This window comes from Pacificibacter marinus (assembly GCF_900109555.1).
Taxonomy (GTDB): domain Bacteria; phylum Pseudomonadota; class Alphaproteobacteria; order Rhodobacterales; family Rhodobacteraceae; genus Celeribacter; species Celeribacter marinus_C.
In genome coordinates, this window is the sequence record NZ_FNZV01000020.1 from 25,984 (window position 1) to 39,189 (window position 13,206).

Genomic DNA, 13,206 nt, shown 5'->3' on the forward strand with positions numbered 1-13,206 from the left:
CCAATGTGTCTCAAGCGATCTAGAACGCATGGCAGTTATCCCCTGTCAGTAAGCCTGTATTTTCGTTATCATCCATGCAACTATACCCTGCGTAACTTGGAAGGGTTGACACATGATGGAAAAGAAGGCTGGGTCCGAGTTGCGTGATACTGTTGCAGGGCTTCTTGAAATAAAATTCAATAACGTTCGAATCGAAGAACGGCTGACTGCAACCACAGCTGACGTCTTTTACACTGATGACTTATCGACCTTTCCACAAAACATTGCTGTCGAATGTAAAGACTGGTCCAATCCTCTCACATCTTCTAACTTAGCCGACATCCACAGTCTTTACTCACCTTCTTTACAAAGCGGTGAGATCGACAAACTGTTGATTATCTCCAATCATGAGCTTGGCATGAGCCCATCGGAGACAGTCAAACGCCTTGCAAACACGCGGTATCTGCAGTTTGACAGATTTGTGCACGGATTGATGAATTTCCAGCTGCTTCTACAGCATAATTTAGCCGCATTCAAAAACCATGAAGCCTCGCAAAACTATGTTCAGCCTAGGTTGAGAGGTACTGATGTGTCTCTTTTTGAAACCGTCGAGAAATGGTTAGTTGAACCCAATAATCCTGTTTCCATGGTATATGGCGGCTATGGGGTAGGTAAAACATCTTTCAGTTTATTCTTGGCAGACGCGCTAACAAAGAAATATCGCAGTGGTCAGTTTGATAGAATTCCCATTCGTATCGCGCTTGGGCACCTATTTACTAAACAAGATTTAAAGGCGCTAGTGTGTTCTGAACTGACAGGTGCTGAGGGGCAACCTGCTGTAGCCAACTTCACCTTTGAGCTCTTCCTACAAATGCTCAACTCCGGAAGCATTTTTCTCATTCTGGACGGATTCGATGAAATGCGCCATGCGATGTCTGTCGAGGACTTCGCCTATACGTTTGAGCAAATGTCAGTTTTTTTCCGCGGTAAATCAAAAGCAATCATCTTAGGTCGACCGGATGCATTCTTTGATGAGCAAGAAGAAACTGATGTTGTCGACGCTCTTTTGTCCAACGCCGAAATCTGCAGTGATGGTCTTCGGAAATTTGAGGTAGATCTCTTCTCACGTCAGGAAACAGAAGAGTATATTGGGAACTTTAAAGCATCAAACCAACTAACCGATGAAGAACTCCAGCTCATCGATGACCTACAAGACTCGGAGTTTGAAATTTTATCTAGGCCGGTTCAATTAAGTATGTTTACAAAAGTTACGCGAACATACTCAAAGCGCCGTAACGGACCGCTTACACGTTACAAATTGTACGAAGAATTTGTGAAGAGGTTTACTCAGCGAGAAGAGGAAAAACCCGCAAGATCAGTCTTGGACAAAAGTGGTGGCTACCAGGTGGGGTACAGCGACCCTCGATCACAATTCATGCAAAATTTAGCGTGGTGGATATCGAGTGCACATCGTGAAAATCGTTTCCTTCCAAGCGAAATTCCGATGGACACATTGCCTCAAGAGTTAAGGCGAGGCCGCAATCAGGCTGATGCTCTGAGAGAGGCATTAGTCGGATCAATAGCCGAACATAACTTCAAACAAACTGAAACAGGTGTGGTGGGCCGAAAAGGAGCAAACTATTACTACTTCCCCCACAAAAGCTACATCGAGTTTTTGGTTAGCCAGTACTTTTGCAGGGTGCCATTCAGCAAAGAGATGTATCGAAACTTTTTTAAATTCGCGAATCCTGAAATGATCTCTTTCGTAAAAGAGGGGCCAAACATTGGAGCCCAAAACATAACGCTCGGCATGCAGCACGTAATTTCGAATGTTCCCAGAGATCTAATTAGCATCGGCACCCAAAGCGAAAAACTAAGGGAAAATGCACAATCGATGATGAAGGGCGAACTCACTGACGCCAACCGGTACCTTCTCTATGAACTCTTTATCCAGAGCAATGCTGTTAAGGATATTGAACGGCTGCTCTTATTCTCAGTGAATAACGCTAGAGTAAGTAAGCGCATTTCTACTGCCTTGAGGCTCAATCGTGACTACTTGTTGAGATACAGTTCGGCCACCTACGCTGAGCGTTTGGTTGCAAATAGCCTTTTCGCCTCGTCTGCAGTTCGCATCAAAGAAGTTTCCGAAGCCGCGTTTAAGCCGGGTTACATGGACGGGACATTTATACCTCAACTTGTTCTAGGCAAATGCTTGCAGCGCCACAAATCACAGGCATGGAGTTTTGACCCACTTGCGCTCGATGAACTGAACGACGGCGAAACATCATCCGGGTTGAGATGTGAAGACTACGGTCAGTACGTCAATCAAAATATCACTGGTATGCTTCTCACTGTCAGGCCAACGGAAATTTGGAGCTTACTTTCTAACGACTACACTTCCAGCTTCGCCCGGGCAGAAGTCAAAAATTTTCTTCAACTTTAGGCGCCGGTGTTCTTTTCAGCACGCTGTCTCTTCGTAAAGCTGTGGACGTAACTACCATTTTGAAGGCCCCAATTCGTGAAGCTGAGTGGGGTGTAGCTTTGAAGGTCCGTCCTGACGGGGCCGGACTGCGACATAGTCGAGGTACCGCGAACGGCAGGTTTGGGCCGTTACGCCCCCCCCCCCGAATGCTCCAGGGCTTCAATAGCATAGTCGAGAGCATCAGCAGTGGTTGAAGTGATCATGCGAAAATCATCCATCGCGATGGTTGGAATAAGAAACCTTTTGTCCGTTTGGCCCGCCGAAATATGCCCTAAATACTGGTCCATGCCCTCCAAGCTGATCAAGGCATTCACAACGACATCAATTTCACCTAATTCAAGCAACCCAAGTTCACCAGCCAGATCTTCCGAAAAGAGCCTATGAATTTTCCCAACTGATAGATGATCGCCATCTGGGATCTTCGCTTCGAGGTTGGTTTTGAGTGCACGTGTGTAGTTTCGAAATTCAGCTGCCAAAATACGCCGTAAGGTCATTCGGCGAGCATCCAATTGCCTCCGATGCTCTTCGTTCGAATGTTTTGAATTGGCTCGCAAGGTCCAAATGACCCCTACGAATCCAACTGCACCGACAAGTACGTTCTGAAAGCGTTCAATTATGTCAATGATCTCGGGGCTAATCAATGTTCTGTCTTTTCTTAGAGTTAGAAGATGAGGATGCAACGATGTCTTCTCTTAGACAAGGGCATAAACGAAAACTGACTCTGACCTTGCGGCCTTGAAAGGCTGGGTTGCGGAGCACCTGAAAAATGAAATTTCTGCACGGCGCACGAACGTCGGGTTTGGGAACGTTAGTTTCCCGTGTCGAATGTCCGGTTTGGGCCGATCACGTCGATAGACACAACAGGGCGGAAATCGGACCTTCGCCGCGCCCGCAAACTCAGTCGGGCAACTTACGAACAGCGGACGCTTAGCGTTGCAACCAAACTTTGTTTAATGTGCAAATGTAGCGAACGACAGGAGTGAGCTAATTTCGACAAATGCTGCAATCGCGTGAATAAGTCTGATGCGTCCAAAGTGGACATTACTTGAGACCGACTGGCTCAATTCTGATCCAACCGGTATAATTCACGACGCCTGCTCGCCGCGTGTAAGAGGGTGCTTTTAATAGGTGCGCTACTTCGATTGCGCATCGCTCAAGGCAAGTTCTCACGGAAATAAATGTCGAGCTTCAGTTGCCGAGAACGTATCAGCGGTTCAGTCAAGCATCGTATCGCTCGGTCTATCAATATGTCGGGATCCTGATCGAAGACTGCATCCATAGTGCCGTCCAATAAAGCGCGACGGGTGTCCTGTGTTAATCCGTGACCGATAAAGACCAGGGAAGATCGATTCTTTTCACGCATTGCACGAGTGATGCCACTCGATGAGCCGCCAACATTGTAAATTCCAACCAGATCGTTGGCCTGCTCGAATAGGTCCAAAGTATGCCGATAGTTCTCAGCGGAATCATCATGACCTTCGCGCATTCCGATAACGCGCAGGTTGGGAAACATCTCGTCGATCAGGCTAAGAAAGCCCGCTTCTCGCTCGGAATGGGTGCGGTAGTGGCGCGATCCCGCGACCAAAGCGACAGCCCCTTGAGACGAAGATGCCAGTCTGCCAAGAAGCAAACCCGCAGTGCGACCAACGGACCTGTTGTCCAATCCTACATGTTGGATTTCGGGAACGTTTCCTAAGTCCGACACGATAGTTACAAGCCCTGTGCCGCCTGCTAGAACATCGACGACCGCCTCTCGAACGACGGGATGTTCAATGGAAAAGAAGATTATCCCGTCCGCCCATGCCGAATGCGCGCGCAGCCCCTCCGCCAGTGCACCTGCGTTAAAGCCCTCGATAAAGTAGCATCGTAGAATTGGCTCGTTGATCCCCGAACGCCCGACCCGTTCTTTTACACGCTCACCGAGGAGGCGTAGGTACGGATTCGTACCAGCAGGCAATAGAACCACAATGTTCATGGGTTGGTCGCGACCATAACGCTCCGCGTCGGCAGAGCTTAGGAACCCAATTTCATGCGCGACTTCGAGCACTCTTTTGCGGGTCCGCTCTTTTACGCCTTTTCTGCGATTGATCACACGGTCAGCCGTCGCCAATGAGACTCCTGCAGCTTTTGCTAAATCCGAAAGCTGCGGCCTTCCATCCACAATATCATCATGCTTCACGATAGAAAACCTCAAAACGCATCATTTTATTTGCTTTGACATAATGTGCGTCAAATCCATACCCTGAGTCAATCATAGTCTGGAGGGAGGTTACGACGATATACAATCGTAAGACACCTCAAAAAACGTCATTTCTGGGAGGAGATAACATGTTCAAATCTAGCTCGATCAATCGGCGAAGTGTTTTACTTGCGGGAGGCGCCGCTCTTGCGGTTCCCTTTATCGCACGGCCTGCATTTGCAAAAACCTCATTGCGCTATGGCCACAACAATAACGTATCATCTGTTGCCGGAGCACAGGCTGATTGGTTTGCTGAGGCTTTGGCCCAGACTTCTGGCGGTGGCATGGCGGTCCAGGTGTTCCCTGACAGCCAGCTTGGCAAGCTTCAGGAACTGGCAGAAGCCGTTTCATTGGGCACAATCGCCTTTTCACACAACACAGCCGGCGCGCTTGGTTCGCTCTATAAGCCCTTTGCAGCGCTTGACACGCCCTACCTTTACCGCGACGTCGACCATCTGATGAAGGTCACTGATGTCGACAGCCCTGTGATGTCAGAACTGAATTCAGGCCTCATCGCTGCGGCGAACGTACGGGTGATCTATGCGCACTATTTTGGTCGCCGCAACCTGACGTGTGACCGTGCGATTATGTCACCTGCCGATCTCACGGGGGTCAAAATTCGCGCTGTACCATTCCCTATTTATACCACTGCGGTAGAAGGCATGGGCGCAGTTGCTATCCCCGTTGATTGGTCTGAAGTGCCGACAGCGTTGGCGACAGGCGTCGTTCAGGGACAAGAAAACCCAGTCAACGTTGTACTGAACCATAAGATTTACGAAGTGCAATCACATCTTATGTTGACTGGCCACATGTCTAACGCCGAAGTCGTCGTGATGAACGAAGATATCTGGCAGGACCTGACAGCGGCCCAAAAGGACGCTGTGCGCGAAGCTTCCAACCAGACCCGTGAAAAGGCCACAAACGCCATTCTCAACAACGAAGAGTCAGAAACGCAGCAGCTGCGTGATCTTGGTATGACAGTGATCGGAGCGGACGAAGGCCTGCAACTGGATGTCTTCCGTTCCTCTGTGAAGTCGTTGGTAGATGAGCGGTTCGGCGCAGAATACGGTGACCTCTATAGTAAAATCGAAGCGATCTCCTGATGATATCCGAAGCCTCAAGTCGCGCGTTTTTCGCGCGGCTTACCTGCCTCGGTATAGCAATTGGGATGGGACTGCTCGCAGCAATTGCGTTTCTGGTGGTTTTGCAAGTCGCGGCAAGAAACCTTTTTGATATGGGATTGCCTTGGGCAGATGAATTGGCCCGCTTTTGCTGCATTGGGATGGTGTTCCTTGCAACTCCAGCGCTTGCTGGGCGTCGGGTTATGGTGTCGGTCTCGATGTTGCCAGACGCGATGAATGCGGCGGTGCGCAAATGGATGATTTTGTTCGCGGATATCACCACGCTGGTCTTTTCTGGATTCCTCCTGTGGGGGTTCGCAGAATTTCTGCCTAGGGCGGGCAAATTCCTGACCCCCGCTATGGGCGTGCCAAACTGGTTTTACTACAGCCTTGCACTTTGTGGCAGTCTGCTACTGGCAGCGATCGCGATTACAAGGATCACAGCCACACTCACCGGTCGCGATCCATCAGCCCCCTATCATGAAACGCGTGATGAGACTGGATTACCAATATGAGCATCGTTCTTGTTGCAATATTTATCGTCCTTTTGGTGATGGGCCTGCCAATCGCAGTTTGCCTTGGTTTATCGGCATCAATTGTTATTGTCACTCAGGGCCTGCCTGTCTCAGTTGTCGCGCAGCGCAGTCTGAACTCACTTGACAGCTCGCCTCTGCTTGCCGTGCCGCTGTTTATCTTTGCTGCTGCTTTGCTGAATGCCACAGGCGTGACAACGCATCTATTTGAACTTGTGCGCATGATGTTTGGACGTATCCGTGGCGCTGTGGCGCAAGTCAGTATCTTTGTATCGCTCATTTTTTCGGGCATTTCCGGTGCTGCGCTTGCTGACATCGGCGCACTTGGCGCAATTCAGATTAACCAAATGAAAGCGCAGGGTTACAAAGAAGAATTCGCCGCAGGCCTTACCGTTGCTGCAGCCACAATCGGACCGATTTTTCCGCCCTCGATCCCCATCATCATTTACGCGTCCGTCGCCAACGTTTCAGCGGTGAAGTTGCTGATCGCAGGCATCATTCCTGCTCTTCTCCTGACTGCAATGCTCATGATTCAGGTGGGAATTCTTGCGAAAGTTAAAGGGCTGCCCCGCGATGATGTGCGCGTTGAGCCGCGCGCCGTTGCACGCAAGTTTGTGATTTCACTTCCTGCACTGTTGGCTCCCGCGTTGCTGATTGGAGGGCTCATTAGTGGCTTGTTCGGACCGACCGAGGTCGCAGGTGTGACGGTGGCATATGCGCTCTTTATCGGCATTTTCATCTACCGCTCCCTAACTGTTCGCGGCATTCTTGGTGCTTTGCGCGAAACTGTCGAGGCGACGGCCAACATTCTTTACGTTGTCGCGACTGCTGCATTGTTCGCATGGGTGCTGACACTGGATCAGGTACCTATGAAAGTCTCTGGCCTACTGTTGGGACTATCAGATAACCCATTGGTGTTGCTGCTGTTGGTCAATGTCCTGTTGCTCGTCGTCGGGATGGTGCTGGAAAGTATCGCCGCAATCTTGATCATCGCGCCAATCATTGCACCGGCGCTTACGGCTGCTGGCGTGGACCCGCTGCAATTAGGCATCGTCTTTGTTTTGAACCTAATGATCGGGCTTTTGACGCCGCCGGTGGGCATGAGCCTTTATATGATCACCATTATCACAAAAATGCCGATCAACCGTGTCATAGCCGGTGTTATGCCGTTTTTCATACCGCTGCTACTGTCACTGTTTGTGGTGTCTGCAATCCCGGGATTGTCCACATGGCTGCCCGAAATATTAACGAAATGAGGTAAGTAATGAGCAGTCTATTAGGCCCCATCCGCCAGCTCGGCTATGTTGTCGACGATATCGAAGCGGGTATGAAATATTGGTCAGAAGTTATGGGCGTGGGTCCATGGTTTTACAATCCGCGCGTTCCGATTGAGGATTACACATTCGATGGACAGAGCCACGAACCCTACAATTCGGTCGCCTTGGCAAATTCAGGCGAGATGCAAGTTGAACTGATACAGACCCGAAACGACGCCCCGTCGATGTATCGCGACTTCAAAAACAAGGACCTTAGGGGGCTTCAGCATGTGGCATTCTGGACCACTCAGTTCGATGCCGATTTGGCCATGATGCTCGCGCGCGGATTTACCGTAAAAATGAGCGGCTGCGTCGGCGCAAACGGACGTTTTGTCTACTTCGCTGAAGAGCATCACCCCGGCACCTGTATCGAACTGTCAGAAGTGCTTGGCCCCAAAGGCACAATGTTCGATCTGATCCGTGCAGCGTCTATCGATTGGGATGGCTCGGATCCTGTGCGTCCTTTCCCAGATCTTTCAAACTTGTGAGGCCGCAATGACACGAATTATCGCCGAATATCTGCTTGAGACCCCTTACCCGCTGGAAGAGGTGGCGGCCATGATGGCGGGCGAGCAATCCAGCGGCACTTTCGTGCGCGTCGCCGGAGAAACTGATGAATTGCGCGCGCGTTCCGCAGCGCAGGTTCTGGACATCACGAGTGTTGCGGACACTCAGGAGCCAACTTTGCACTCAGCTTATGTTGAGCGAAAAAACAAGGGCGGGCCATTTCGTCAGGCGCGGGTGCGGATCGCTTACCCGTCCGAAAACATCGGAAGAAATTTGCCAACGCTCGGCGCTACGGTTTCAGGAAACCTTTATGACATGGGTGAAACCACTGGGCTAAAATTGCTTAAGCTCGAAGTTCCGGCCAGCTACCGCGCCCGTTTCGAATTGCCACGCGTTGGCATTCAAGGCACGCGCAAGAGCATTGGTATTTTTGACCGGCCAATTTTTGGCACAATTATTAAACCCAATGTCGGTATGCGACCTGACGATATTGCAAACCTTGTTGATCAGCTTTGCGCCGCAGGTGTCGATTTCATCAAGGATGACGAAGTGTGCGCGAATCCCGATTGCGCGCCCCTTGCTGAAAGGGTGCCCGCCGTGATGGATGTTATCCGGAAATGGCGTGACAGAACGGGCAAGAATGTCATGATGGCTTTCAACATCACGGATGAAACTGACGCCATGAAACGGCACGCTGATTTGGTCGAGGCCGAGGGCGGCACATGTGTCATGGCGAGCCTGAACTGGTGTGGATTATCTGGAATGGAAACCTTGCGCCACCATACCCCACTCGCCATCCACGGCCATCGCAACGGGTTTGGCGCGATGAGCCGTCACCCGCTTCTTGGTATGGCGTTTCCCGCCTACCAAGCGCTGTATCGGCTTGCAGGTGTCGACCACATGCACGTCCATGGGATCGGCGGTAAATTCGTCGATACCAGCGACGAGGTGACGGAAGCGGCGCGCGTCTGCCTGCAGCCGCTTTCGGAAGGTGGGCCTGACGATCAGGTCATGCCTGCCTTTTCGTCCGGGCAATGGGCCGGCACGCTGCCCAAAACACTGGAAGCAGCACAGGGTTCAGACTTAATGTTTATGTGCGGCGGCGGCATTCTTGCCCATCCCAACGGCCCGGCGGCCGGTGTCCAGTCATTGCGCGATGCCTACGAGACGCTAATGTCCGGCCAGACCTTGGCCAATGGCGCCAAGACGCGGCCCCAGCTTGCAGCGGCGATTGATTTTTTCGGGGCGCGATGATGGCTGACATTCTGTTTATCGGAGATGATTTCACAGGCGCCTCGGACTGTCTTGCGACCTATGCGCGTTTTGGATGGCGCACGAGCCTTATGGTGGATCCAAGTTCAGAAACAATGGAAACCTCTACCTACGACGCGCCGGGAATTCCAACAGATTTGAGATCCCTAGGTCCTGACGCAGCACGCCAAGCGATCGAGCGGCTCTGGCCGGTGATCAACGAACTCGATCCCGAGGTTATTCATTACAAGGTGTGTTCCACTTTCGACTCGAGTCCTGAAACCGGCTCTATTGGGGCGAACGTTTCGGACATCGCAACGCGCTTCGTGCCAGATGTTGTCGCTGTCATCGGCGGCCAGCCGAGTCTGCGCCGCTATTGCGCCTTCGGCAATCTATTCGCGGTTGCACAGGATGGGAAAGTCCATCGGATCGACCGGCATCCGGTTATGAGCCAGCACCCTGTCACGCCGATGACCGAGGGCAATCTGATCACTCACCTCTCGGCGCAGGGATTGGATGGGCTGCAAGAGGTCTTTCTACCTGAGCTTTCAGACACAGTCGCTTTGACCGCAAAGTTGCGGAACGGTCCAGTCTTCTGCGACGCAGCTTCAAGCGAAGATCTGGCGCATATCGGCCGTGCACTCAAGGTGGTGGGCGGACGGCAGCTTTTGGTCGGATCGAGTTCGGTTGCCGAAATCCTTGGAGGGGCGTCGCCGAGGAAAAGCGTCCTATCAGAGCCCCCCCGACCGGCCTCTGATGGGGTGTTCGTATTTGCAGGCAGCAGGTCGTCAAGCACCAGCGCGCAAATAGAGGCCACCACAGGGTACCGGATCGTGGAACTCGGGCCCGATGCACTTCGAAGCGGTTCTGGCCTGTCCGAGACCGCGGGTCTGCTAGCGGCAGGACATGCAGTCCTCGCACATCTCGTTCCGAGCGCCGACTATGGTGTCAGCCCCAGCGCACTCGCCGACCTATCAGTAGATTTTGTCAGCACTTTGCTCGACCGGATCGACATTGGCTATCTGGGCCTCGCAGGCGGCGACACGTCGAGCCGGATCTGTGGCAATCTGGGTTTCTCGGCGCTGGATTTCTGGCGTCAGATCGGGTCGGGTGTCTGCGTCTGCACTTCACGACACGCTTTCGCCCGCCGCCGCAATATGCGTGTGATGCTTAAAGGCGGGCAGATGGGTGAGATAAACATCTTTGATCGCTTCATGGCGCTCAGAATACCCGATGGCAAAAACTAATCACTTAAGTTGATGTTTTCGTGCGCAAACGGCTCTGAACATGCTCAGAACTCATACGTTCTGAATCTTGCAGCGGCCCCATTGCGTAGACAGCGTCGGCTGAGGAGGCCACGGGCAATGGCAGGTTTGTTCACATTGCAGACCTCGAGGATTAGAATTGCTGCACACGGCATGAAGGTCCAGTATGGGCCGTTCGCATCGACTTACAATGTGGGCGGAAATGTGCAGATGAAGTAAAAGTAAAGTTTGACCCTCAACTGTGCAGTAAAACATTTAACAGCTCTAACGGCACCAGTTTGCTTGACGCCTCGGACAACTCGTTTGCCCGCAGACATACCGCTCTGCAAGGGTTTCGGAAATCAGGATGTTTCCAACATCTGTGCCATCAACATAAAGCGAACCACACTGGCGCCCGAAATTGCAATTTTTTGTGCCATGCGTTCCAGGACGGCATGAGCAAGCGACACCTTTAAACTCAATCACATTTGCTGAACGCAATAGATTGCCCAATCGGGTTTTGGCGCGTTGACCAGCAACACGCTCTGCGTTGCAGGAAGGTTTATAGGTCTCAGGCGTATTGAACCCTACCAAACGGACGTTAGCGCGCTCACCACTGATGCTCACCGTATCTCCATCAATCACCCTAATTTCATTTGCCCTTACGATCCGCCCTCCGCGCTTGGCTTTAGTAAGACGCGTTGGTGTCTGTGAGCTCAAATAACGGGAAGACATCCATCCGGTCCCCAATGGAGACGCAATCTGCGTCCATCCGCCCTGCGTCCCAATTTTCCTGACGGACGTCCCTTTTGTGAGCGCCCCCATGACACTGTTTCCTGTGCTCGGACCAGATCTTTGGTTCACACTACTCCCTGTGACATACAATGTTACTGCACGTGCGTCCTTAACCTGTGATGTGCTTGCCCGGGGCTGTACTTGGTGCGCAGTTGATTGCACTGACTGGCCTTCTTGAGATGACAGGGATCCAAAAAAACCAAAAAGACCCATAATGAGGAATACAGGAATGAGGATCTTTCTCATCGCTCTGCGAATATCGCGCTTCACCCCGTAGTATGCTTTGATTGGATTAGAAGAACGCCGACGACGTCTTGCATTTGGTTTTGAGAAAGCTGGAGCGATGGCGGAAGAAGAGCGGCTACTCGGTTCAGCGTAGTTTTTTTTCGTATCCGACTGAAATCGTTCACGTGCTGGTCGAGCACTAGCCCCATCGCTCTGCGATTTTTTTTCAGATGGAAGTTTTAGTAGTATACCGAGTTTGCGGTATTGAGGGCCACTTAAACGCGTGCGCCCGCCATAAGCTGCAAAACGTGCCTCCATCTCTTTCAGAAACGTTTCTTCCCAGTCATTCAGTTTGCCAGATTCCAACTGCTCTTGAATGCGCGCTTTTATAAGAGAGGTACGCTCTGGCGAAAAAGGCATCGTTCTAAAAATCCATTTACTGCAATTGCTGAGAGCAAATCGCAGATGGCCCGCGAATGCAACCTAGAGCGCATCAAACGGCGCCTGAGCCTATTGAAGGTTTATTGGCCGTCGTAGCCGTTATCGTCGATCACCAAAACTAAACCACCTAGGCCTGAACCAGTCATTCGCTTCGCAAATATTCGAGGCCCGCTCTAGGCTGGACATACAGTTCTGCCACTCATGACGGAGATGCCGCAAGGCCTTCCCAAGCACCACCTGTAGCCATCACGTAATCAGCATATCCCGCACACTTACCCACCGGATCTAAAAGGGCGTTTCAAAATCGGTACTGAGCTGACTTTACCCATGCGCGGCTTCAAAGATGCGGCGGCTGTTAGATCACACCTCTACCACCCCAATCGTAACACACTGTATTTGTTTCACTTCTTCACACCCGATCCAAAACATTAACGCCCACCCCCATGCTTCAGACCGCAAACCCACCTCACCAAACAGCCCACCCCCCACAATCTCGGCTGAATTTTTCGTCGCGCGCAGAAAAAAATCTCCGCGTAAGGGAAGCACGGGTCTAGGGTCAAAAGCCTTCCGGACTTTTGACCCTCCCCCCCCTTTGGGGAAATGCAGCTCTATTTTCTTGCGGTCGATGCGCCCTATACGCCGTAGCCCTGCATGCGATCCAAAGCATCCCGCAGGGCCGCTCTCAGCGCGGCGCTGTTGCGCGAGCTGACCGTCCAATCATATTTGCGCAGCACTTCACTCATCGACAGGCCCAACAAACACACGGCCCGCACCGCATCCAAGTCCGAGATCATCTTGCACACGCGCCCTGCCCCGCGTTTTGACGGGCGCACCTTGCGCATCGGCATCGCCACGCCGCGACCGACTTTGCGCTCAAGCGCCTCAAACTCTTGGCGGGCTGCCAATCGCAGAACAACGGCATCCACGCCACCGCCACCACCGGAAACACGTTCGCCATAAGATGTGCCGCGCAGGTCACCGCTTTGAAGTCCTTCATACAACCCCGCATAGTGGCGTGCCATCGACACCTGCCCCGCGTTGAACGGTTCCTCAAACACGGCCTCCTTGTTCTT

Annotated in this window: 10 protein-coding genes and 1 pseudogene; 7 read left to right on the top strand and 4 right to left on the bottom strand. The window is 52.0% G+C overall.

Going from position 1 to position 13,206, the window contains the following annotated elements; translation table 11 throughout:
* The first annotated feature begins 112 nt into the window (after positions 1 to 112).
* Positions 113 to 2,422, top strand: a complete 2,310-nt coding sequence (locus BM025_RS17860) for an NACHT domain-containing protein (protein ID WP_085850785.1) — start codon at positions 113 to 115, stop codon at positions 2,420 to 2,422.
* A 167-nt stretch (positions 2,423 to 2,589) separates the two neighbouring features.
* Here BM025_RS17860 and BM025_RS17865 read toward each other — a convergent pair whose 3' ends face one another.
* Together BM025_RS17865 and BM025_RS17870 are read right to left on the bottom strand one after the other, a co-directional pair.
* Positions 2,590 to 3,102, bottom strand: a complete 513-nt coding sequence (locus BM025_RS17865) for a hypothetical protein (RefSeq protein ID WP_139204595.1) — start codon at positions 3,100 to 3,102, stop codon at positions 2,590 to 2,592.
* Positions 3,103 to 3,614: 512 nt separating this feature from the next.
* A complete protein-coding gene (locus BM025_RS17870) occupies positions 3,615 to 4,640 on the bottom strand; it encodes a LacI family DNA-binding transcriptional regulator (RefSeq protein WP_085850799.1) in 1,026 nt (341 codons plus the stop codon).
* Positions 4,641 to 4,789: 149 nt separating this feature from the next.
* Between BM025_RS17870 and BM025_RS17875 the strand changes: the two genes are divergently transcribed.
* The 6 genes from BM025_RS17875 to BM025_RS17900 all read left to right on the top strand — a co-directional run bounded on the left by BM025_RS17875 (position 4,790) and on the right by BM025_RS17900 (position 10,675).
* Positions 4,790 to 5,803 (top strand): TRAP transporter substrate-binding protein, encoded by a 1,014-nt coding sequence (locus BM025_RS17875; RefSeq protein ID WP_085850787.1) that lies wholly within the window; start codon positions 4,790 to 4,792, stop codon positions 5,801 to 5,803.
* Positions 5,804 to 5,868: 65 nt separating this feature from the next.
* Complete coding sequence (locus BM025_RS17880) at positions 5,869 to 6,336, top strand: TRAP transporter small permease (RefSeq protein ID WP_244515900.1); 468 nt, start codon at positions 5,869 to 5,871, stop codon at positions 6,334 to 6,336.
* Positions 6,333 to 7,610, top strand: coding sequence for a TRAP transporter large permease (locus BM025_RS17885; RefSeq protein ID WP_085850789.1), 1,278 nt, complete (start codon positions 6,333 to 6,335; stop codon positions 7,608 to 7,610). The genes BM025_RS17880 and BM025_RS17885 overlap by 4 nt, the downstream gene beginning before the upstream one ends.
* A gap of 8 nt (positions 7,611 to 7,618) precedes the next feature.
* Positions 7,619 to 8,158 (top strand): VOC family protein, encoded by a 540-nt coding sequence (locus BM025_RS17890; protein WP_085850790.1) that lies wholly within the window; start codon positions 7,619 to 7,621, stop codon positions 8,156 to 8,158.
* 7 nt (positions 8,159 to 8,165) lie between these two features.
* Entirely contained in the window at positions 8,166 to 9,431 is a 1,266-nt protein-coding gene (locus BM025_RS17895) for a ribulose-bisphosphate carboxylase large subunit family protein (protein ID WP_085850791.1), read from the top strand.
* Positions 9,431 to 10,675 (top strand): four-carbon acid sugar kinase family protein, encoded by a 1,245-nt coding sequence (locus BM025_RS17900; protein ID WP_244515901.1) that lies wholly within the window; start codon positions 9,431 to 9,433, stop codon positions 10,673 to 10,675. The genes BM025_RS17895 and BM025_RS17900 overlap by 1 nt, the downstream gene beginning before the upstream one ends.
* Before the next feature lie 282 nt (positions 10,676 to 10,957).
* On the opposite strand, the gene BM025_RS17905 is transcribed toward BM025_RS17900, so the two are convergent.
* Together BM025_RS17905 and BM025_RS19260 are read right to left on the bottom strand one after the other, a co-directional pair.
* A complete protein-coding gene (locus BM025_RS17905; RefSeq protein WP_085850793.1) occupies positions 10,958 to 12,112 on the bottom strand; it encodes an SH3 domain-containing protein in 1,155 nt (384 codons plus the stop codon).
* 653 nt (positions 12,113 to 12,765) lie between these two features.
* Positions 12,766 to 13,206: pseudogene (locus BM025_RS19260) on the bottom strand (hypothetical protein); the annotation flags it as partial.